The organism is Paraburkholderia tagetis (genome assembly GCF_022213065.1).
GTDB lineage: Bacteria > Pseudomonadota > Gammaproteobacteria > Burkholderiales > Burkholderiaceae > Paraburkholderia > Paraburkholderia tagetis.
In genome coordinates, this window is record NZ_JAKLJA010000030.1 from 69,863 (window position 1) to 90,453 (window position 20,591).

18 protein-coding genes are annotated in these 20,591 nt (G+C 67.5%); 7 read left to right on the forward strand and 11 right to left on the reverse strand.

Annotation, left to right across the window (positions count from 1 at the left end; genetic code table 11):
• Positions 1–57 precede the first annotated feature (57 nt).
• The 4 genes from L5014_RS27450 (at position 58) to L5014_RS27465 (ending at position 4,673) form a co-directional block, all read left to right on the forward strand.
• Entirely contained in the window at positions 58–1,620 is a 1,563-nt protein-coding gene (locus L5014_RS27450) for a hypothetical protein (protein WP_238466948.1), read from the forward strand.
• A gap of 243 nt (positions 1,621–1,863) precedes the next feature.
• Positions 1,864–3,096 carry an MFS transporter gene (locus tag L5014_RS27455; RefSeq protein ID WP_238466949.1) on the forward strand — a complete coding sequence of 411 codons (1,233 nt, stop codon included), beginning with the start codon at positions 1,864–1,866 and terminating at the stop codon, positions 3,094–3,096.
• A gap of 137 nt (positions 3,097–3,233) precedes the next feature.
• Positions 3,234–3,719, forward strand: a complete 486-nt coding sequence (locus L5014_RS27460) for an adenosine-specific kinase (protein WP_238466950.1) — start codon at positions 3,234–3,236, stop codon at positions 3,717–3,719.
• A gap of 6 nt (positions 3,720–3,725) precedes the next feature.
• Entirely contained in the window at positions 3,726–4,673 is a 948-nt protein-coding gene (locus L5014_RS27465; protein ID WP_238466951.1) for an ATP adenylyltransferase family protein, read from the forward strand.
• 28 nt (positions 4,674–4,701) lie between these two features.
• Here L5014_RS27465 and L5014_RS27470 read toward each other — a convergent pair whose 3' ends face one another.
• The 7 genes from L5014_RS27470 to L5014_RS27500 all read right to left on the reverse strand — a co-directional run bounded on the left by L5014_RS27470 (position 4,702) and on the right by L5014_RS27500 (position 11,305).
• Positions 4,702–5,448, reverse strand: a complete 747-nt coding sequence (locus tag L5014_RS27470; RefSeq protein WP_238466952.1) for an ABC transporter ATP-binding protein — start codon at positions 5,446–5,448, stop codon at positions 4,702–4,704.
• On the reverse strand, positions 5,445–6,245 hold the full coding sequence (locus L5014_RS27475) for an ABC transporter ATP-binding protein (RefSeq protein WP_238466953.1): 801 nt from the start codon (positions 6,243–6,245) through the stop codon (positions 5,445–5,447). The genes L5014_RS27470 and L5014_RS27475 overlap by 4 nt, the downstream gene beginning before the upstream one ends.
• Entirely contained in the window at positions 6,242–7,576 is a 1,335-nt protein-coding gene (locus L5014_RS27480) for a branched-chain amino acid ABC transporter permease (protein WP_238466954.1), read from the reverse strand. The genes L5014_RS27475 and L5014_RS27480 overlap by 4 nt, the downstream gene beginning before the upstream one ends.
• An 84-nt stretch (positions 7,577–7,660) precedes the next feature.
• Positions 7,661–8,635 carry a branched-chain amino acid ABC transporter permease gene (locus tag L5014_RS27485; RefSeq protein WP_238466955.1) on the reverse strand — a complete coding sequence of 325 codons (975 nt, stop codon included), beginning with the start codon at positions 8,633–8,635 and terminating at the stop codon, positions 7,661–7,663.
• A gap of 88 nt (positions 8,636–8,723) precedes the next feature.
• Positions 8,724–9,191: an acyl-CoA thioesterase gene (locus L5014_RS27490; RefSeq protein WP_238466956.1), complete on the reverse strand. Its 468-nt coding sequence runs from the start codon at positions 9,189–9,191 to the stop codon at positions 8,724–8,726.
• A gap of 90 nt (positions 9,192–9,281) precedes the next feature.
• Positions 9,282–9,812 (reverse strand): NUDIX domain-containing protein, encoded by a 531-nt coding sequence (locus tag L5014_RS27495; RefSeq protein WP_238466957.1) that lies wholly within the window; start codon positions 9,810–9,812, stop codon positions 9,282–9,284.
• A gap of 212 nt (positions 9,813–10,024) precedes the next feature.
• Positions 10,025–11,305: a YbfB/YjiJ family MFS transporter gene (locus L5014_RS27500; RefSeq protein ID WP_420800148.1), complete on the reverse strand. Its 1,281-nt coding sequence runs from the start codon at positions 11,303–11,305 to the stop codon at positions 10,025–10,027.
• Positions 11,306–11,442: 137 nt separating this feature from the next.
• Between L5014_RS27500 and L5014_RS27505 the strand changes: the two genes are divergently transcribed.
• Entirely contained in the window at positions 11,443–12,396 is a 954-nt protein-coding gene (locus L5014_RS27505; RefSeq protein ID WP_238466958.1) for a LysR family transcriptional regulator, read from the forward strand.
• Between the two features lie 132 nt (positions 12,397–12,528).
• On the opposite strand, the gene alaS is transcribed toward L5014_RS27505, so the two are convergent.
• Positions 12,529–15,153 (reverse strand): alanine--tRNA ligase, encoded by a 2,625-nt coding sequence (gene alaS / locus L5014_RS27510; RefSeq protein WP_238466959.1) that lies wholly within the window; start codon positions 15,151–15,153, stop codon positions 12,529–12,531.
• A 343-nt stretch (positions 15,154–15,496) separates the two neighbouring features.
• On the opposite strand from alaS, the gene L5014_RS27515 reads away from it, so the two are divergent.
• Entirely contained in the window at positions 15,497–16,717 is a 1,221-nt protein-coding gene (locus L5014_RS27515; RefSeq protein WP_238466960.1) for a CaiB/BaiF CoA transferase family protein, read from the forward strand.
• A gap of 57 nt (positions 16,718–16,774) precedes the next feature.
• Here the strand turns inward: L5014_RS27515 and L5014_RS27520 are convergent, their stop codons facing one another.
• Positions 16,775–17,371, reverse strand: a complete 597-nt coding sequence (locus tag L5014_RS27520; protein ID WP_238466961.1) for an RBBP9/YdeN family alpha/beta hydrolase — start codon at positions 17,369–17,371, stop codon at positions 16,775–16,777.
• Between the two features lie 200 nt (positions 17,372–17,571).
• Between L5014_RS27520 and L5014_RS27525 the strand changes: the two genes are divergently transcribed.
• The gene (locus tag L5014_RS27525; RefSeq protein WP_238466962.1) at positions 17,572–19,296 is read left to right on the forward strand and encodes a glutamine--tRNA ligase/YqeY domain fusion protein; all 1,725 of its coding nucleotides are present in this window, start codon (positions 17,572–17,574) and stop codon (positions 19,294–19,296) included.
• Positions 19,297–19,458: 162 nt separating this feature from the next.
• Here L5014_RS27525 and L5014_RS27530 read toward each other — a convergent pair whose 3' ends face one another.
• Both L5014_RS27530 and L5014_RS27535 read right to left on the reverse strand, forming a co-directional pair.
• Positions 19,459–19,908, reverse strand: coding sequence for an NUDIX domain-containing protein (locus tag L5014_RS27530; RefSeq protein ID WP_238466963.1), 450 nt, complete (start codon positions 19,906–19,908; stop codon positions 19,459–19,461).
• A gap of 7 nt (positions 19,909–19,915) precedes the next feature.
• Positions 19,916–20,302, reverse strand: a complete 387-nt coding sequence (locus tag L5014_RS27535) for a hypothetical protein (protein ID WP_238466964.1) — start codon at positions 20,300–20,302, stop codon at positions 19,916–19,918.
• Positions 20,303–20,591: the final 289 nt, after the last annotated feature.

The window sequence follows — 20,591 nt, forward strand, 5'->3', positions numbered from 1 at the left end:
AGCGCGCCGGCATGCCCGCAACACATATCCCCCCGTTCCGCCCTGCGAGTCCCTCCCATGACTGAACAAACCAGTTCCAGCATCAAGATTTCCGTGCTCACCTGCAACGGCGCCGCGCCGGGAAACGTCGTCGGCACCGAATTCGGCAGCGAGTTTGGCAGCGGCGGCGGCACGATCGGCAACGGCGCCGGCAACGCCCTCGTGCTGCCCGACGACACGGGCGGCGTGGCCGCCCACCACGCGGATCTCCGCTGCGTGGCCGGCGGCTGGCGCATGCGCAATATCAGCGAGCGCGGCACGCTGACGGTCAACGGCAAGCCGCTCACGCCCGGCGGCGACATGCGCGTGGGCGTGGGCGATTTCATCGGCCTCGGCCCCTACGTGCTGCGCGTGGCGCCCGGGCTCGTGGCCCCGGACTGGCAAGCCAGCGCCGCGCCGGCACGCGTGGACGACGCGCAGCGCATGCAGGCAGCAGCGGCGCCGGACGGGCTGAGCCTGCCGCATCGCGAAGCCGGCCCGCTCTCCGATGCGCCTTCGTCCGGTTGGCTCTCGGACGGCACCACGCTGCTCGAGTCGCCGATCGCGTTCGGCGACCTGACGGACCTGCCGGTGGATCCACTGGCCCTGTTCGGCTCCGTCAACCGCGCATGGCCGGGTGCACACAATCCGCAAGCCGCCGACCTGTTTGGCGAGGAAGTCGGCCCGACTTCGCGAGCCGACGCAGCGCCCGCGCCACGGGAGCCGCGGGCCCGCGCAGGCGAGCGCAGAAACCCGACAGAATTGAACAGCGCATTCACGATGAGGATGACGACGCCCATGCCCGAACCCCGCGACGAAGGCTTGCGCATGGGTACGGACGATGCGGCGGCCGTCGCGCCGCTATCGCGGGAAGCATTCGAGGCGCACAGTCAGCTCCAGGAGTCGGACAACGCCGCTACGGCGAATGCGGCCGGCGATCAGCGCTCCAACGACACGCCATACCACGCCACTGCGGAGCAGGCGCGCGTACCCATGAAAGTCCGTTACGACACGCATTTCGGCGCCTCGCTGCACGACGTGACACCGGTCACCCTCTCCGGGCAGCCGTTTCGATTCGACGCACCCGAACCGGCCGCGGCTCAAGCGTTCAATGTGCCACCCGTATCCACGCAGGGCGAGCGCGCTGCTGAATCGGCCGCGACCCTCATCGCTACGCCCGGCGTAGCGACGCCCGCAGCGCCCGCCGAGCCGAAGCAGCAAAACGCAGGCGACTCCGCCGGCGACTCGCGGGTTCGCTCCGCCGGGCACCACGCCCCAAAAGCCGCCGACGACCGGTTCGCAGCACTGCGCGCGTCATTTCCCACAGCATCCACCGCAGCAGCGCGATTCGAGGACGGCGCCGCGCCGGCTCCGGTCGACGTCATCGCCTCGCTGGCGAGTCATTGCCTGAGTGACGCGAGCGGCGCACAGCCATTGCCCACGACGCCGGAGGACACCGTCTCGGACCTCATCGCGGCGTTCTTCGCGGGCGCAGGCATTGCGGCACACGATGCGGCGGCGGCCGGGCTCGACACCGAGTTCATGTATATGCTCGGCGGCGTGGCCCGCACGCTGCTCGGCAAACGCACCGGATCGTCATAGAACGACACCCGCAGTCGTGCGGCCCACGAGGCCCGATACGCAAAAGGTCACGCAGGAGGTCGGCGCCGGAATGGCCGATTCTCGACAAAAGATGTCCGGACCGTTCAGTCGAGACACATTACACTGCGCTTTATAACTCCTATACATGACCTTTTCACGCCATCGCCGCGCGGGACCTCTTTACCCTGATGGACCCCGTTCCGGACGCAGCGCCCGCGTGAAGCCTTTTCGCTTATCGACAATATGGAAACCAGCCTCGACAAGCGCGCCGCTTCTGCGTCCGCGTCCGCCGCCGGTGTGCAGCGCACCGTGTACTCCGTGCTCGGCGCCATCAGTTTTTCGCATCTGCTCAACGACATGATCCAGTCGTTGATCCTGGCCATCTACCCAATGCTCAAGGACAACTTCTCGCTCTCGTTCACGCAGATCGGCCTCATTACGCTCACCTACCAGATCACGGCCTCGATGCTGCAGCCGCTCGTGGGCGTCGCCACCGACAAGCGGCCGATGCCCTACTCGCTGCCCGTCGGCATGGGCTTCACGCTGTGCGGCCTGCTGCTGATGTCGGTGGCGCCGAGCTTCCTCGTGCTGCTCCTGGCGGCGGCGCTCGTGGGCTGCGGCTCCTCGGTGTTCCATCCGGAGTCCTCGCGGGTCGCGCGCATGGCCTCGGGCGGCCGCCACGGTCTCGCGCAGTCGCTCTTCCAGGTGGGCGGCAACGCGGGCACGTCGCTCGGGCCGCTGCTCGCCGCCTTGATCGTCATCCCGCATGGCCAGCGCAGCATCGCGTGGTTCTCGGTGGCCGCGCTCATCGCGATGTTCGTGCTCACGCAGATCGGCCGCTGGTACAAGGCTCATCCTGCGATGAAGAAAAAGCGCGCCGATACCCCGCACGTCACGCTCTCGCGCGGCCGTGTAGCCATGGCCATCGGCATTCTCGTCCTGCTGGTGTTCTCGAAGTACTTCTATCTCGCGAGCATCAACAGCTACTTCACGTTCTATCTGATCGACCGCTTCCACCTGCCCGTGCAGGCTGCGCAGATCCATCTGTTCGTGTTCCTTGCGGCGGTGGCGGCAGGCACGATCATCGGCGGGCCGGTGGGCGACCGCATCGGCCGCAAGTACGTGATCTGGGGCTCGATTCTGGGTGTGGCGCCGTTCACGCTGCTGCTGCCCTACGCCAACCTGTTCTGGACCAGCGTGCTGACCGTGATCATCGGCGTGGTGCTCGCCTCGGCGTTCGCTGCCATCCTCGTCTATGCGCAGGAGCTGATCCCCGGCAAGGTGGGCATGGTCGCGGGCCTGTTCTTCGGCTTCGCGTTCGGGCTCGGCGGCATCGGCGCGGCAGTGCTCGGCCAGCTCGCGGACGCCACCAGCATCGGCTTCGTCTACAAGGTCTGCTCGTTCCTGCCGCTCATCGGCATCTTCACGGTGTTCCTGCCCGATGTCGAAGGGAAACGCGCGAAGAAGGCGGCCTGATTCGATTGCGGCGGCGCGCCCGGCCGGCACCGCCTTGGACGCGCGGCGACTTCGTACTAGGCTTCTTGAATCACGCCGCCGCGCGCCCTTGAACGTCGAGCGGCGGCGGCCTTCCCGACGCCCGCGCGAGGTCCGCCATGCAACTGTCCACGGTAGAGATCGTCAAGCCCGAAGCCACCAACTTCATCCTCGGGCAATCCCACTTCATCAAATCGGTCGAAGACCTGCACGAAGCGCTCTACGGCGCGGTGCCGGGCATCCAGTTCGGCCTCGCGTTCTGCGAGGCGTCGGGCAAGCGCCTCGTGCGCCGCTCGGGCACCAGCGACGCGATGGTCGAAATGGCCACCGACAACGCGCTGCGCATCGCGGCGGGCCACAGCTTCATCGTCTTTCTCGGCGACGGCTTCTTCCCGGTCAACGTGCTTAATGCCGTGAAGGCCGTGCCCGAGGTTTGCCGCATTTTCTGCGCGAGCGCCAATCCAACCGAAGTGCTGATCGCCGAAACTGAAAAGGGGCGCGGCATTATCGGCGTGGTGGACGGCGAGCCGCCGCTCGGCATCGAAACCGGCGAGGACGTGCGCTGGCGCCTCGATCTGCTGCGCGCGATCGGCTACAAGGCCTGAGCGCCGATGGCCGCGACGCTGCTCACTGCCAGTACGCTGCGCGACGCGATTGCGCAGCGCACGCGCCACGCCTTGCAATGCGGCGCCCTACAGCCCATCGAAACCGCGCTCACACACATCGACGATGGCGGTGTGCGCTTTGCCATTCGCGAGGTGTCGAGTCTCGCGCGCAAGGAAGCGGCGCGGCGCGCAGATGCGCCTGCTTCGCAAGGTATGCCTCAGACGCCGCGGCGCAACCCCTTCCTGCCTTACGACGACGATCTGTGCGTGGGCGAGCTCTCTTCGACGCATGTTGCGCTGCTCAACAAGTACAACGTGCTCGACGAGCATCTGTTGATCGTCACGCGCCGCTTCGTGCCGCAAGAGGCGCTGCTCGATCATGCCGATTTCGCGGCGCTGCTCGTCGCGCTGCGCGGCTTCGACTCGCTCGGTTTCTACAACGGCGGTCCGGAAGCCGGCGCGAGCCAGCCGCACAAACATCTTCAGACCGTTCCGCTGCCGCTCGATGCGGTGGGAGCAGCGGTGCCCATCGAGACGCTGCTCGACGCGGCGCCGCCCGACGGTGGGCGCGTGCCAGGGCTGCCTTTCGCGCACGCGTTCACGCGACTCGAACTGGCCGGAAGCGCCACCGGAGAAACGGCAGGCCAGGATGCACAACGCGCACTCGATGCTTATCGGGCGCTGTTGCACGCGGCCGATATCAGGACTACTGAAGTCGACGGCGTGCCGCATCAACGCACGCCCTACAACCTGCTCGTCACGCGCCGCTGGATGCTGGTGGTACCGCGCGAGACGGAGCGCGTCGACGGCGTCTCCATGAACGCGCTCGGCTTCGCGGGTTCGCTCTTCGTGCGCGATGCGGCGCAACGCGAGACGCTCGCGCGCATCGGGCCGATGACGGCGCTCGCGCGCGTCGCGAAACCGGCGCGGCTGAACGCTAGCGATGAGCGATGAGCGCTGAACGCCTGGCGCGGCGCTCTGGTTAGCTCACGCCTAGCCAGTCGCGCACGATGTCTTCGCGCTGCGCGAGCGTCTGCGGCGTGCCCTCGAACACGATGCGCCCATGCCCCATCACGGCGACGCGGTCCGCCAGCCCCGGTGCGAGTTCGAGCCGCTGTTCGATGAGCAGCACCGCGATGCCGCGCTCGCGCAGAGCACGCAGGCACGCGCCCACGCGCGCGGCCATCTGTGCGGAAAGCCCTTCGGCGGGCTCGTCGACGATCAGGAGATCGGGGCCGCCCACGAGCGCGCGGGCCAGCGCAAGCATCTGCTGCTCGCCGCCCGAGAGCACGCCCGCACGTGCGCCGCGACGCTCTAGCAGGATCGGAAAAAGCGCGTGCGCGTCGTCGATGGTGAAGCGTGTGGCGCGCGGTTGTGTGCCGTTCTTCGCGCCCGCCTTTGCATCCGGGCGATGTTTCGCGAGACCCAGGCGCAGGTTCTCGTCGACGCTCAGCGTCGGGAACACGTCGCGCTGCTCCGCGACGTAGCCAAGACCCATCCGCGCAACCTCGAACGTGCGCAGCGGCGCGAGGTCCACGCCCGCGAAACGGCGCACGCCTTCGGCGTCGACCATCGACATCAACGCCTTGGCGAGCGTCGAGCGCCCGGAACCGTTGCGGCCCGCGAGCGCGACGACCTCCCCCGCGCCGACGCGCAGATCGACGCCATGCAGCACCTGGCTTGCGCCATACCACGCGCGCAGGTTCCCGACTTCGAGGAGCGCGCTCATGGCGCCCGCCTCACGTGGCCGGGGGCATCAGGACTCGCATCGAAGCGCGCATCGAAATGCGCGCCCAGATACGCATCGCGCACGGCGGCATCGGTACGAATCGCCTCGGGCGTGCCCGTGGCAATCACGTGCCCCTGCACCAGCACCGAGACGCGGTCGGCAAGACCGAACACCGCGTCCATGTCGTGCTCGATCAGCAGCACCGTCTTGCCCGCCGTGGTCGCGCGAATCAGATCGACGGCGCGCGCGGCTTCGGCGCGGTTCATGCCAGCGGTGGGTTCGTCGAGCAGCAGCGTATGCGCGCCGCCCGCGAGCGCGAGGCCCAGGTCGAGCGCGCGCTGCTCGGCGTAGCTCAGCGTCGCGGCCTCGCGTTGCGCGACGTGCGCGAGACCGAGGGCGTCGAGCAGTTCGGCCACCTGGGCGTCGGCGCGGGCCGAGCCGAACCAGCGCGCCGCCAGCCCCGCACCGCCGCGCAGCGACGCCAGCACCGCGCAACGCAGGTTCTCATGCACAGGCAAACGCGCGAACACGCTTGTAGTCTGGAAACTGCGCGCGAGGCCGCGTCTTGCACGCGCGGCGCTCGCAAGACGCGTGATGTCCTCGCCGTGCAGCACGATGCGGCCCGCGCTCGCGCGGCGTTCGCCCGCAATCAGGCTGAACAGCGTGGACTTGCCCGCGCCGTTGGGGCCGATCAGCGCGTGGCGCTCGCCCCGCCGCACCTCGATATCGACGCCGCGCAGCACGGCCGTCGCGCCAAAACGCTTCTCGATGCCGATGAGCCGCAGCGCGGGCGTCATGGCGCCTCCTTTCGTGGATCGAGCGGTTCAAGCGGTTCAAGCGGTTCAAGCCGCTCAGAGCGATCGAGCCGCTCAAGCCGTTCGAGCGCGCGCACGGCTCGCCGCGCGCGACACCCCGCCCAGACCGCTACGATCGTCGACGCGACAATCGTCACGGCGAGCCCCGCCGCAGCGCGCGCCGGGAGCGTGCCGAGCCATGCGCCGGGATCATCGTTGCCGAAGCGCAGCGCGTAGGCCCATTGCACCGCCAGCACGAGCGCCAATGCGCCGCACGAGGCCGCGAGCGTAGCCATCGTCCAGTACGCGCCGCAATGCCGCCAGCCGTGCCGCGCGAGCGCCGCGCGCTGGCGCGCCATCAGGCCAGCGAGCCCATCGGGTGCAGCCAGCACCACGACGACGAAAAAGAGTCCCACGTACAGCATCCAGGCCCGCGACACGCTCGCCACGCCCACGCTGAACGCCACCCACACCAGCGCGCCGAGCACCGGCCCGAAGAACGACGCGGTCCCGCCCGTCACGGTTGCGATCAGCACGGCGGCCGAGCGCATCATGCCAACGCTTTCGGCGGCCGCCAGCTCCACGTTGATGAGCGTGAGCGTGCCCGCGACGCCGGCGAAGCCCGCAGCGAGCACGATCATCGCGGCCCGCACGCGCGCCGGCGACGCACCCAGCGCGGCGGCGCGCACCGGGTTGTCGCGCACGGCATTGGCGAGGCGCACGAACGGCGCGCGCGACAGCACGTAAATCGCGGCGCTCGCAACGAGACACCACACGGCGATTACCCAGTACGCCTGACGATCCGGCCCGAAGGTCCAGGCTGTCACGCTTGCCACGGTTGACACGGTGGATATGACCGGCCCGCTCGCCCGGTCGATGGCGACGCCCGCCTCGCCGCCGAACCAGTCGGGCAGCGCCCACGCGGCGGCGGCGACCAGCTCGCCAAGCCCGAGCGTGATCATGGCGAACGCGGTGCCGGCACGGCGCGCGGCAACCAGTGCGATGACCACGCCGACCGCTGCGCCCGCCACGCCGCCCGCAAGCGGCAGAAGTGGCAACGGGATCGCGTAATGATTGAAAGCCTGTGCGGCCACGAGCGCCCCGAGCCCGGCGGGCGCCGCATGGCCGAACGACAGTAGCCCGGTCTCGCCGAGCAGGAGGTTGTACGAAAGCGCGAAGACGATCATCGTCGCCGCCTGGGCGAGGCATGCTAGCAGCCATCCCTGCGGCACGCCAGCGGGCGAAAGCCACGCCGAAACGAGCGGCGGGAGGCCGAGCAGCGCCGCGAGCGCGACCCACGGCGCGCAGCGTATCGAGCGCGCCCGAGCCACCATTGCGCGTGACGCCGGCGCGCATGGCACGGGCTGCGGACCAGTCGCCTCCACCCGGGAGCGGGATTTATCGGCTTTCATGGCGCGTCACGCGTCCTCGCCGCGCTGGCCGAAAAGGCCTTGCGGACGCACCGCGAGCATCGCGACCAGCAGCAGATACGGCAACAGCGGCGCCACCTGCGCCAGCGTGAGCGCACGCCACGCGGGCGCGAGCGTCACGCCAAGGAACTCGGCCAGGCCGCCCAGCGACACGTCGCTCGACACCGCGAAGGTTTGCAGCAGGCCCACCGCTAGCGAGGCAACGAACGCACCGGAGAGCGAGCCGAGCCCGCCCGTCACGACCACCACGAACACGATCGAGCCCACCGATTCGGACATCGCCGGCTCGACCACGAGGAGCGGCGCGGCGACCACGCCCGCGAGCGCGGCGAGCGCCGTGCCGAGCGCGAACACCATCATCTGCACACGCGGCACGTCGTGGCCGAGCGCTTCCACCGCCGCCCGATGCGTGAGCGCCGCGCGCACCACGAGGCCCGTCTGCGACACGCGCAGCGCCGCGTAGATCGCGCCGAGCATGGCGAGCGCCACCAGCATCGCAAACGCGCGATAGCGCGAGAACGCCGCGCCGCCGAATCTGAAGAGCGCGCCGTCGAGCCACGCGGGCACGCTCGCCGCGAGCGGCTGCAATCCCCAGACGAGCTTGACCAGTTCGCCGATCGCCAAGGCCGCGCCGAAGGTCAGCAGGAGCGCATTGAGCGGGCTGCCCGTGCTGCCGGTGCCACCCGCCCTGCCCGCGTGGGCCGGGTGCGCACGGCGCAGCAGCGTGCGCTCGAACGCGGCGCCCGCGAGGCCGGCGGCGAGCGGCGCGAGCACGAGCGCCCAGCCGAAGCCCAGCATCGCCCCAAGCGTGACGCCCAGATACGCACCCAGCATGTAGAAGCTCGCATGCGCGAAGTTGAGCACGCCGAGCATGCTGAAGATCAGCGTGAGCCCGGCGGACAGCATGAACAGCAGCAGGCCGTAGCTTGCGCCGTTGAGCATGTCGATCACGAAAGCCTGCACGGAAGGTGCCTTGAACGTTGCGTTGCTTTGCGTCGCGTCGCGTTAAGTCGAGCGAGCGCGGGAGCGAATACGGGAGCGAAGCCCGCGTTCAGGCCGCCGCCGTGCCCATGCCCGCGCTCTCGACCACGAGCGGCGCGAGCGCGGCGTGCAAGGCGTCGGGCAGCGCGCTCACGGGGCGGCGCGTTGCGCGGTCGACGTAGACGTGCACGAAATGCCCCTGCGCGGCGGGCGTGGGTTCGCCCTCGCGAAAGAGACCGACTTCGTAGCGCACGCTCGACGAGCCGAGCCGCGCCACGCGCAGCCCCGCCTCCACGCGCTCGGGAAACACGAGCGGTGCGAAGTAGTTGCAATGCGTTTCGACCACGAGCCCGATAGTCGCGCCATGCTCGATATCGAGCGCCTGCGCGCGAATCAGATACTCGTTCACGACGGTGTCGAAGTAGCTGTAGTAGACGACGTTGTTGACGTGACCGTAGACGTCGTTGTCCATCCAGCGCGTGGTGATGGACAGGAAGTGACGATAGTCGGAGCGTGCAATGGCGACGGGTCGGTTCATCGGCGGGATCGATTCATCGAGTGGCTGAGGTTCGGGGAGACAGCCGGGGCGTAACCGGCCATCGGATGCAAGGCGCTCACGAGTATGCGTTCACTGCCCGGGCCGCTCGACGTATTCGAACGGCAGGCCGCGCCGGCGCATCCATTCGCCGAGCGCCGGGCCCGTACCCGCACGCCATGGCCGCAGCTTCGCGGGCTCCACGAGCTGGTATTCGAGCAACTCCGGCGAGAGCGCAATCGTGCCCGCCGCCTTCACGTGATACGCGATGATGAGCTCGTTCTTGCGGACGAACTCGTAGACGCCCACGAGCTCGACGCTCTGCGCGCGCAGCGCGGTCTCTTCGAACACCTCGCGGGCGATGCCCTCCTCCGGCGTCTCGCCGTTCTCGAGGAAGCCGGTGATGAGCGCGAACATGCCTTCGGGCCAGGCCGCGTTGCGCGCGAGCAGGATGCGCCCCTCGTACTCCACGATAGCGGCCACGACGGGCAGCGGGTTGTTCCAATGGACATAGCCGCAGGCGAGGTCGGGACACGCGAGGCGCCGGCGGCCACCCTCATGCTCGGGATCGGCGCGTTCGGTGAGGCGCGAGGCACAACGCGGGCAAAACTGGTATTCGCTCATGAGTCGGTAGGAGTCGCAGATTGCGCGGCAGCCGTTCGGTGAGGCGTCCTGGTCGTAGCCTCACGACGGCACGCAATGGCAAGAAACAGCACGAAACGGCTATTTTAGTGTGCCATCGCAGACGGCGTGCAGACTGCTCTCTATCCAAAGCATTCCGACGCGGGCGGCTCCCTCACCCACGCGCAAATACGCACAAACACGCTCTCATGCGTTCATGCACGCGCACGCGCGGCGCGCCACGCGAGCCCCGCCGCGCCCGCGAGCAAGACCAGCGCCGCGAGCCAGAGCGACGGAGAGAACGAGCCCGTCGAAGCCGCGAGCGGCGCGGCAACGAGCGGCCCCGCAATCTGGCCAATCCCGTAAGCACCCGTCGCGTACCCCATGAGCGCGGCGGCATGATCGCCGCGCAGAAGGCGCGCCTCGCGCATGGCGAAGAGCGTGATCGCCGTGAACGGCAAGCCGATCAGCACGCTGCCAAGCGAGAAGCCCGCGGCGTTCGGCCAGACGATGCCGAGCGCGATGCCCAGCGCCTGCAGCACGTAGCACGCGGCGAGCATGAGCCGGTTGTCCCAGTGCAGCGGCAGGCGCGCCGCCGAAAGCGCTCCCACGATCAGCGCGACGCCGAACATCGGCCAGAACAGGTCGGGCCAGACGGAGCCCGGCAGCGCATGGCGCGCGATCACGGGCAGGAAGGTCGCCGTGATGATGTAGCCGAAGCCCGGCACGCCGTAGAGGAGCACGAGCCAGAAGGCGTCGGCGCGAGCGCCAGCGGCCGGCGCTGCGGATGCAGCGGTGGCATTAACTGCCGCAGCGGGTTGCGCCACGCCTGCCGCTGGACGAGCCCCCGCCCCCGCACGGCCCTGCGCTTGGCGTGCCTCACGCCTATCGTCGCCGAAGACGGGCCACACGAGCACGGCAATCAGCACGCAGATCAACCCGAAGCCGATCCAGCCCGCCTGCGCGCCGAAGCCGCCCGCCGCGCTCACCATCAACCCGGTCGCGACGATGCCCACGCCCGGCCCCGTGTAGATCACGCCGCCCCACTCGTTCGCACCAAGCTGCGCGAGGCGCCGCAGCCCCCATTGCGACGCGAACACGAAGGTCGCCGCGCTCACGGCGCCCGCCACGAAGCGCACGATGGCCCAGATCCAGAACGATTGCGTCAGGCCCATCGCCACGGTCAGAAGCGCCGTCGCCGCCAGCCCGGCGCGCACGATGCGCGCAGGCGCGAAGCGCAGCGCGACGCACCCCACCGCACCGACGAAATAGCCCGCGTAGTTGAGCGACGCCAGCCAGCCGCCATGACGCAAATCGAGCGCGCCACCATGCAGCATCAGCGGCAGGAGCGGCGTGAACGCGAAACGCCCGACGCCAAGCGCTGCCGCCAGCGCCGCCATGCAGGCGAGCGCGGCACGCCGCGCGGCGCGCGAACGATGGGCCGGGTGCGCGGGAAGCGCGCGAGCGGCGTCGGTACGGGAAGCGATGTCGTTCATGTTCGGCGATTACTAAATCGGCAATGAGTGAGGGATGGCGCAAGCGTCGTGCGGGACACCACCGTGACCATCTTAGCCGCCACAAACGTTCACAAAAAATGAATTATGATGAACGAACACATCCCAAGGAGAGAATCATGGATCTCGCCGCGCTGGCGATCTTTCGCGCCGTCGTCCGCGAAAACGGCGTGACGCGGGCGGCCGCCAAGCTCAACCGGGTGCAGTCGAATGTCACTACCCGCATCAAGCAGCTCGAAGATCAGCTCGGCACGCCGCTCTTCACGCGCGACGGCCGCCGCCTCGTGCTCACGCCTGCGGGCGAGACGTTGCTGCCCTACGCCGAGCGCCTGCTCGCCCTCGCCGACGAGGCACGCCATGCGCTCAAGGCCGGCACGCCAAGCGGACGCCTGCGCCTTGGCGCGATGGAAAGCATGGCGGCCACCCGCCTGCCGGGCGTGCTCGCGCGCTATCACCAAAGCTGGCCCGAGGTCACGCTCGAACTGGAGACCGGCACCACGGACCGCCTGATCGAGCGGCTGCGTGAATTCGAAGTGGACGCCGCGCTGATCGCAACGCCGCTCGCCGGACCGCCCGATGCCGAAGTGTTCGACTACGTGCGCGTGTACCGCGAGGACCTCGTGATGATCACGCCGCGCGGTCATCGGCCGATCCGGGCGCCGGGCGACGTCGCGCTCTCGACGCTCGTGGCGTTCGAGCGCGGCTGCGCCTACCGCAACTATGTGGAAGCCTGGTATCTGGAGCACGGCATCCGGCCCACGCGCGTGCTGGAGCTCGGCTCGTATCACGCGATCGTCGCGTGTGTGGCGGCGGGCGCCGGCGTGGCCGTCGCGCCGCGCTCGGTGCTCGATCTGCAACGCAACGCCGACGACGTGGCGATGCATTCGCTCGGCAAGTCCGGCCAGATCGATACGCTGCTCACGTGGCGACGCGGGCATTTCTCTCCCGCGCTGGACGCGTTGAAAACAGCGCTGCTCGAGCATGCGCAAAGCGAAGCTGAAGCGCGTGCTCGCGGTGAGACGACCGAGACGACCAGGACGGCCAAGGCGGAGGGTTTGCCCACCGGTGCCTGAGCGCACCCGCAAGCGACCAAACCGTGCCGCGCCCCAACGCTGCGGCACCAAACAAAAAGGGCTGCCCTTCCGGACAGCCCTTTTGAACTACAGCGCGGTCTCTCGGCCGCGCTTCGTACCTGGCGATTCGCTTTACAGCTTCGCCTCGACCCAGCCCTTCACGCCCGCAAGCGCGGCGCTCAGGTTAGCCGGCTCGGTGCCGCCCGCCTGCGCCATGTCCGGACGGCCGCCGCCCTTGCCGCCCACCTGCTGGGCGACGAAGTTCACGAGCTCGCCGGCCTTGACCTTCTTGCTGGCCTCTGCGGTCACGCCCGCGATCAGGCTGACCTTGCCGCCGTCGACAGCCGCCAGCACGATCGCCGCGCTCTTGAGCTTGTCCTTGAGCTTGTCCACCGTCTCGCGCAGCGTCTTCGAGTCCGCGCCTTCGAGCGTGGCGGCCAGCACGTGCACGCCGTTCACCTCGATGGCCTGGCCCGCGAGTTCGTCGCCCTGGCTCGACGCCATCTTCGACTTGAGCGCGCCCAGTTCCTTCTCGAGCGACTTGACCTGGTCCTGCACCTGCGCGATGCGCTGCGTGAGTTCCGAAGGCTGCGCCTTGAGCGCCGCGGCTGCCGCGTTCACACGCGCGTCGAGGTCCTGCACGAAGCGCACGGCGTTGTCGCCCGTGATCGCTTCCACGCGGCGGATACCCGCAGCCACGCCACCTTCCATGACGATCTTGAAGAAGCCGATGTCGCCGCTGCGGCTCACGTGCGTGCCGCCGCAGAGTTCGCGCGAGAAGCCGAGGTCGAGCACGCGCACTTCGTCGCCGTACTTCTCGCCGAAGAGCGCCATCGCGCCGCCCTTCACCGCTTCGTCGTAGGGCAGCACGCGCACGATGCCGGGCGCGTTCGCGAGCACTTCCGCGTTGACGATTTCTTCGACGCGACGAATTTGCTCATCGGTCATCGGCGCGTTGTGCGCGAAGTCGAAGCGCGTCTTCTCCGCATCGACGAGCGAGCCCTTCTGCTGCACGTGCTGGCCCAGCACTTCGCGCAGCGCCTTGTGCATCAGGTGCGTGGCCGAGTGGTTGCGCGCCGTGCGGGCGCGGCGAATGGCGTCGATTTCCGCCTTCACGATATCGCCCACCTTGAGCGTGCCCTGCTCCAGCGTGCCGTGGTGGCCGCTCACATCGGCCTGAACCTTGAGCGTGTCGATCACCGCGAAGCGCACGCTCGCGTTGGAGATCACGCCCTGGTCGCCCACCTGGCCGCCCGACTCCGCATAGAACGGCGTGTGGTCGAGCACGACCACGGCGTCCTGGCCGGTCTTCACTTCGCTGACCGAGGCGCCATCGACGTACAGCGCGACGATCTTCGCGTCGTCGAACACGATTTCCTCGTAGCCGTGGAACGTGGTCTTCGCGCCCGAGTATTCGAGGCCCTGCGCCATCTTGAACTTGCCCGCCGCGCGTGCCTGCTCGCGCTGGCGCGCCATGGCGTCGTCGAAGGCCGGCTCGTCGACGGTGACGTTGCGCTCGCGGCAGACGTCCGCCGTGAGGTCGAGCGGGAAGCCGTAGGTGTCGTGCAGCTTGAACGCGAGTTCGCCGTCGAGCGTCTTGCCACCCTTGGTTTCAAGATCCGCCAGCGCGGCTTCGAGAATCGACATGCCGTGCTCGATGGTCTCGAAGAAGCGCTCTTCTTCCTGGCGCAACACGTCGGTCACGCGCTGCTGTGCTTCCGTCAGCTCGGGATAAGCCGCGCCCATTTCCGCGACGAGATCGGCCACGAGCTTGTGGAAGAAGCCGTTCTTGCGGCCGAGCTTGTAGCCGTGGCGGATCGCGCGGCGCACGATGCGGCGCAGCACGTAGCCGCGGCCTTCGTTGCCCGGAATCACGCCGTCGACGATCAGGAACGAGCAGGCGCGGATGTGGTCCGCGATCACCTTCAGCGAGTTGTTCGTGAGGTCGGCGGTGCCCGTCTCGCGTCCAGCGGCCTTGATCAGGTTCTGGAACAGGTCGATCTCATAGTTGCTGTGCACGTGCTGGAGCACGGCGGCGAGGCGCTCGAGGCCCATGCCCGTGTCGACGCACTGCTTGGGCAGCGGCGTCATGTTGCCCTGGGCGTCGCGGTTGAACTGCATGAACACGAGATTCCAGATCTCGATGAAGCGGTCGCCGTCTTCCTCGGCCGATCCCGGGGGGCCGCCCCAGACTTCCGGGCCGTGGTCGTAGAACACTTCCGAGCACGGGCCGCAGGGGCCGGTATCGGCCATCTGCCAGAAGTTATCCGAGGCGTAGCGCGCGCCCTTGTTGTCGCCGATGCGAATGATGCGCTCCGCCGGCACGCCCACTTCCTTCTCCCAGATGTCGAAGGCTTCGTCGTCTTCCTTGTAGACGGTGACCGTGAGCTTCTCCGCCGGCAGGCCGTAGACCTTCGTGAGCAGTTCCCAGCAGTAATGGATTGCGTCGCGCTTGAAGTAGTCGCCGAACGAGAAGTTGCCGAGCATCTCGAAGAACGTGTGGTGGCGCGCGGTGTAGCCGACGTTCTCGAGGTCGTTGTGCTTGCCGCCCGCGCGCACGCTGCGCTGCGCGGTCGTGGCGCGCGAGTACGGGCGCGATTCGGTGCCGAGGAACACGTCCTTGAACTGCACCATGCCCGAGTTGGTGAAGAGCAACGTGGGGTCGTTGCCCGGCACGAGGCTCGACGAGCGCACGATCGTGTGGCCCTTCGACTCGAAGAACTTGAGGAATTTCTCGCGGATTTCGGCGGCTTTCATAGCGTGCTGTATGTACCTTCGGGGCGTTCAGTGCTGAATCTTGTGAGATCGTCCGGGTCCGCGCCTGCACCCGGAATGCACCTGGATGCGCGCGAAATCGGCGATGCTGAATCGAACGATTATACGGGATCGTTGCGCGCTCGCGGCGGCCCGCTCGGGCAGTGTGCACAGGCGCGACAGCGTGCCGGCGCGCTGGCTTATTCACGCGATTTTGTTTCGCACAGCGAAACCGTGTACCGAAATCCACCATTCGTCGACGGGATCGCTTAAGATGCCCCGATCGGCCGGCTCGCTGCCCGCAAGTGCGAAGCCCAAGCCCTAAAACGACATTGGAAGACACAGCATGGGCGCTCTCAGCCATATCCGCGTACTCGATCTCACCCGCGTCCTTGCCGGACCGTGGTGCGCACAGACACTCGCCGACTTCGGCGCCGACGTGATCAAGGTGGAGCGCCCGGGCGCCGGCGACGACACGCGCCATTGGGGGCCGCCGTACCTGAAGACGCCAGACGGCCATGACACCGAGGAAGCCGCCTACTATCTCGCGCCGAACCGCAACAAGCGCTCGGTGACGCTCGACATCGCAACACCCGAGGGCCAGCGCATCGTGCGCGAGCTCGCCGCGCAGAGCGACGTCGTGCTGGAGAACTACAAGGTCGGGCAGTTGAAGAAGTACGGGCTCGATTACGAGTCGCTGCGCGCCGTGAAGCCCGATCTCGTCTATTGCTCGGTGACCGGATTCGGCCAGACCGGGCCGTACGCGCCGCGCGCGGGCTACGACTTTATCGTGCAAGGCATGGGCGGCTTCATGAGCATCACCGGCGAGCGCGACAGCCTGCCGGGCGGCGGTCCGCAAAAGGCCGGCGTGGCGATTGCCGACCTCATGACCGGCATGTACGCGACGATTGCCGTGCTCACGGCGCTCGCGCACCGCGACCGCACGGGCGCGGGCCAGTACATCGACATGGCGCTGCTCGACGTGCAGGTGGCCATGCTCGCGAACATGAACACGAACTACCTCGCGAGCGGCACGCCGCCGGCGCGCTGGGGCAACGCGCATCCGAACATCGTGCCCTATCAGGCGTTCCAGACGAGCGATAGCTGGATCATTCTGGCGGTGGGCAACGACGGGCAATTCCGCAAGTTCGTCGAGGTCGCGGGCCGCCCCCAACTCGCCGACGATGCGCGCTTCGCGACCAATCCCGAGCGCGTGCGCAATCGCGAGACGCTGGTGCCGATCGTCGCCGATCTGGTCCGCACGCGCACCAAGGACGACTGGATTGGCGCGCTCGAAGGCGCGGGCGTGCCGTGCGGGCCGATCAACGACCTCGCCGAAGTGTTCGAGAACGAGCAGGTGATCGCGCGCGGCATGCAGGTGGACGTGCCGCACCCGTCGGGCGCACAGGCGCGGCTGGTACGCAACCCCATCCGCATGAGCGAGACACCGCCTGCCGTGACGAGCCATCCGCCGACGCTGGGGGAGCACACCGTGGAGGTGCTGCGCGATGTGCTCGGGTACAGCGAGGAGCAGGTGGCGGCGTTGCGGGGCAAGGGCGTCGCCTGAGGCGCAGGTGCGCGCGTCACTGGTGACGACTGGGGCGCGCGGGGTGCCGCGTGGGCGTCAGCCCGCTGCGCCTCTGCTCATCGACATCAGCCATTCGAAGCCCTGCTGCCAGTCGCCGAAGCCGCTTTCCGCGTTGATGTGCCCGCGCGCGCCGATGTCGATCCATCGGCTACCCCAAGCGTTGGCGCAGCGTTGCGAGAACGCCAGCCCGCCATAGGGATCGTCGCGGCTCGCGACCACGATGCTCGCGAACGGCAGCACGGGCGCCGGTTCAAGCGGCACCGAATCGAAGCCGCTGGCGTCGCGCGGGAATTCGGGGCCGTGCGGGTCGGGCACCGCCACCAGCAGCGCACCCGCGATTTTCGCGAGCGTCGCCGCGCTCGCATGACGCGCCGCCCAATGCGCGATCGTGAGACAGCCGAGGCTGTGTGCCGCCAGCAGCACGCCGCCCTCGCCCAACGGAGCGTCGCTTCCGGTACTCCCAGTACTCAACGCGGCTTCGAGCGCGCCGCACCATGCGTCGCAGTCCGGATGCATCCAGTCGCCCATGCGCACGCGCTCAAAGCCCGCGTGCGCGGTCTCCCAGCGCGTCTGCCAGTGCCCCGGCCCGGAATTCATGTAGCCCGGCAACACCAGCACTCGGGGTTCGTTCATCGTCTTTTTTTCCTTTTGCACACATCTTGCACGCCTCTTGCGCGCAGCACGTCAAACAGCGCCCTGCGCAACGCGCCGGCGCAACGCCCGCGAGCCCGGACTGGCAGGCCTGGTCTCGTCAGGTAGAATGGAAGACACCACTGGGCGCCGGGTTGCGACTTTCCTTATGTACCGCGCCCTCGAACGACTTCCCTTTTCGCATGAATACCGAACGTAAAGACGCCGACCGCACGGACGCGCCTGCGGCATCCAATTTCATCCGCAACATCATCGACGACGACAACCGCTCGGGCAAGTGGGCGCAGCGCGTGGAAACGCGCTTCCCGCCGGAGCCGAACGGCTATCTGCACATCGGCCACGCGAAGAGCATCTGCCTGAACTTCGGCGTGGCGAAGAGCTATGGCGGCGTGTGCCACCTGCGCTTCGACGACACCAATCCTGAAAAGGAAAGCGTCGAGTACGTCAACTCGATCATCGACGCAGTCACCTGGCTCGGCTTCGAGTGGAAGAAGGCCAACGACAACCGCGACTACCTCTTCTACGCGAGCGATTACTACGACAAGCTCTACGAATTCGCCGAGCTGTTGATCCAGCGCGGCAAGGCCTACGTGGACAGCCAGTCGCCTGAAGAGATGCGTCTGAACCGAGGCTCGGCCACTGAAGCCGGCAAGAATTCGCCGTTCCGCGATCGCTCCGTCGACGAAAACCTCGACCTGTTCCGCCGCATGAAGGCCGGCGAGTTCGAGGAAGGCGCGCACGTGCTGCGCGCGAAGATCGATATGGCGTCGCCGAACTTCAACATGCGCGACCCGGTGATCTACCGCATCCGCTTCGCGCATCACTACCGCACCGGCGACAAATGGTGCGTGTATCCGATGTACGACTACACGCACTGCATCTCGGACGCGCTCGAGAACATCACGCACTCGCTGTGCACGCTCGAGTTCGAAGACCATCGTCCGCTCTACGACTGGGTGCTCAATGAACTGGCCGATGCCGGCGTCTTCACGCGCCCGCTGCCGCAGCAAATCGAGTTCTCGCGCCTGAACCTCACCTACGCGATCACCAGCAAGCGCAAGCTGCTGCAACTCGTGACCGAAGGCCACGTGGACGGCTGGGACGACCCGCGCATGCCCACCATCGTCGGCGTGCGCCGGCGCGGCTTCACGCCCGAATCAATCCAGCTCTTCTGCGAACGCATCGGCGTGACCAAGGTGGATTCGTGGATCGACATGAGCACCCTCGAAGGCGCGCTGCGCGACGACCTCGACGAGAAGGCGCCGCGCACGGCCGCCGTGCTCGACCCGCTCAAGCTCATCATCGACAACTATCCGGAAGGCCAGAGCGAAGACTGCACGGCGCCCGTGCATCCGCATCACCCGGAGCGCGGCCTGCGCACGTTCCCGATCTCGCGCGAGCTGTGGATCGAGCGCGAAGACTTCAACGAAACGCCGCCGAAGGGCTACTTCCGTCTGTTCCCGGGCAACAAGGTGCGGCTGCGCTATGGCTTCGTGATCGAATGCACGGGCGCGGAGAAAGATGAAGACGGCAACGTGATCGCCGTGCACTGCAACTACTTCCCGGACAGCAAATCGGGCACGGAAGGCGCGAACAATTACAAGGTCAAGGGCAACATCCACTGGGTGAGCGCGCCGCACGCGTGCCCGGCGGAAGTGCGCCTCTACGACCGTCTGTTCCGCGAAGAGCAGCCCGACGCGGGCGGCCGCGACTACCTCGAAGCGCTCAACCCGGATTCCAGGCGCGTGACGCAGGCATATCTGGAGCCGGGCGCACGCAATGCAGCGCCGGAAGACCGCTATCAATTCGAGCGCCACGGCTACTTCGTCGCCGACCGCTACGACTCGAAGCCGGGCGCGCCGGTGTTCAACCGCATCGTCGGTCTGCGCGACAGCTGGGGCAAGTAAGGCCTCATAGCGGCGCGCAGGCAGCGCCCCCATCGAATGCAAAGCCCGCACGTTCATCTCGTGCGGGCTTTTTCTATTTCCTGCAATAATGGCGGCGCGGGCGGCTCAGCGGCGCCGCGCAATTCGATGCAGCGATTCGTGGCGTCAGATTCGTGGCATCAGTCAGACGCGATCATGTAGCGCGGCGAGCGAAAGCGTCGTGCCGAAAAGCCGCGCGAGACTGCGGCTCGCGTATTGGTCCACGTCGGTGGGCGCGACCCAAGCCCAGGCGTCCATCTCGGGAATCATCACGCCATCGTGCCGGCTTGGGAAAAGCGACACGCAGTGGCATTTCGACAGATCGAGCTCCCCGGCGTCGGCCCGCGCGGCGAACAGATGCAGGTCCTTGTCGCGCCGATACGCGAAGCGCCCGAGATCGACGAGCCGCGACGCGTCGATCGCGATGCCGGTCTCCTCAACCATTTCGCGCAATGCGCTCTGCGCCTGCGTTTCACCGGACTCGCCCTGCCCCTTCGGAATGTCCCAGTGATTCGTGCCGGTCGCGTGCGCAAGCAGCACGCGGCCATCCGGGTCGAGCAGCACGATGCCGCACGAGACGATCTTGCCGTTCACTGCGTGCTCAGTGCTTCTTCTGATAAACCCAGGCACCGCTGCCGGCCTGGCAGAACTGCGGGCGCAGCGTCATCGACTGCCCCTTCGCGGTCACGACCACTTCCGAGTCTCGGCAGGTCTTGTCGCCGTCCTTCTGCATCTTGGACGGCGTAATGGTGGCGTTCATCTTCACGGGGTTACCGAGACCGTCATTGGTCCAGTTGCTGGTTTCGCCGTCCGCCTTGTTCGCGACCGAATCTCGCACTGCACGGGCGAGCGAGTTGTAATCTGCCTGCTTCATCCAGGTAGCCGGCGTGTCGTTGAGAAAGCCCAGATTGGCGGCGTTAGCGGCCGAACCAGCCGAAAGCAGGAGCACGGCAGCAAGGCCGGACAGAATACGGGGCGATTTCAGCATTGAATGTTCTCCCTGCGGGAAAATAAGGGGCAAATAAAAAGTCAATTAAAGAGCAATCATTAATTGCGGAAAAGCATAACACGCGCCCCAATTTTCACCTGCCCCAGCGGGACGGAGCGGCGGCGCGCCTCGCCCGGCGCTTAGGAGATTTTTCGGCAATTTTCCGACCAGGGCAATCGCATGAAATGTAAAAGCGCCTGTCACAAAAGTTGTAAACCCGCGCCATGACGCGTTTACTCTGGCTTTTGCCCGGAGAAGACCCCATGCAGGACGTGCTGAGCATCGAGGA

Excerpts from the sequence above, each read along its gene's own strand:
- L5014_RS27450 (WP_238466948.1), top strand. The coding sequence starts at position 58 with ATGACTGAACAAACCAGTTCCAGCATCAAGATTTCCGTGCTCACCTGC.
- L5014_RS27455 (WP_238466949.1), top strand. The coding sequence starts at position 1,864 with ATGGAAACCAGCCTCGACAAGCGCGCCGCTTCTGCGTCCGCGTCCGCC.
- L5014_RS27460 (WP_238466950.1), top strand. The coding sequence starts at position 3,234 with ATGCAACTGTCCACGGTAGAGATCGTCAAGCCCGAAGCCACCAACTTC.
- L5014_RS27465 (WP_238466951.1), top strand. The coding sequence starts at position 3,726 with ATGGCCGCGACGCTGCTCACTGCCAGTACGCTGCGCGACGCGATTGCG.
- L5014_RS27470 (WP_238466952.1), bottom strand. The coding sequence starts at position 5,448 with ATGAGCGCGCTCCTCGAAGTCGGGAACCTGCGCGCGTGGTATGGCGCA.
- L5014_RS27475 (WP_238466953.1), bottom strand. The coding sequence starts at position 6,245 with ATGACGCCCGCGCTGCGGCTCATCGGCATCGAGAAGCGTTTTGGCGCG.
- L5014_RS27480 (WP_238466954.1), bottom strand. The coding sequence starts at position 7,576 with ATGGTGGCTCGGGCGCGCTCGATACGCTGCGCGCCGTGGGTCGCGCTC.
- L5014_RS27490 (WP_238466956.1), bottom strand. The coding sequence starts at position 9,191 with ATGAACCGACCCGTCGCCATTGCACGCTCCGACTATCGTCACTTCCTG.
- L5014_RS27495 (WP_238466957.1), bottom strand. The coding sequence starts at position 9,812 with ATGAGCGAATACCAGTTTTGCCCGCGTTGTGCCTCGCGCCTCACCGAA.
- L5014_RS27500 (WP_420800148.1), bottom strand. The coding sequence starts at position 11,305 with ATGAACGACATCGCTTCCCGTACCGACGCCGCTCGCGCGCTTCCCGCG.
- L5014_RS27505 (WP_238466958.1), top strand. The coding sequence starts at position 11,443 with ATGGATCTCGCCGCGCTGGCGATCTTTCGCGCCGTCGTCCGCGAAAAC.
- alaS (WP_238466959.1), bottom strand. The coding sequence starts at position 15,153 with ATGAAAGCCGCCGAAATCCGCGAGAAATTCCTCAAGTTCTTCGAGTCG.
- L5014_RS27515 (WP_238466960.1), top strand. The coding sequence starts at position 15,497 with ATGGGCGCTCTCAGCCATATCCGCGTACTCGATCTCACCCGCGTCCTT.
- L5014_RS27520 (WP_238466961.1), bottom strand. The coding sequence starts at position 17,371 with ATGAACGAACCCCGAGTGCTGGTGTTGCCGGGCTACATGAATTCCGGG.
- L5014_RS27525 (WP_238466962.1), top strand. The coding sequence starts at position 17,572 with ATGAATACCGAACGTAAAGACGCCGACCGCACGGACGCGCCTGCGGCA.
- L5014_RS27535 (WP_238466964.1), bottom strand. The coding sequence starts at position 20,302 with ATGCTGAAATCGCCCCGTATTCTGTCCGGCCTTGCTGCCGTGCTCCTG.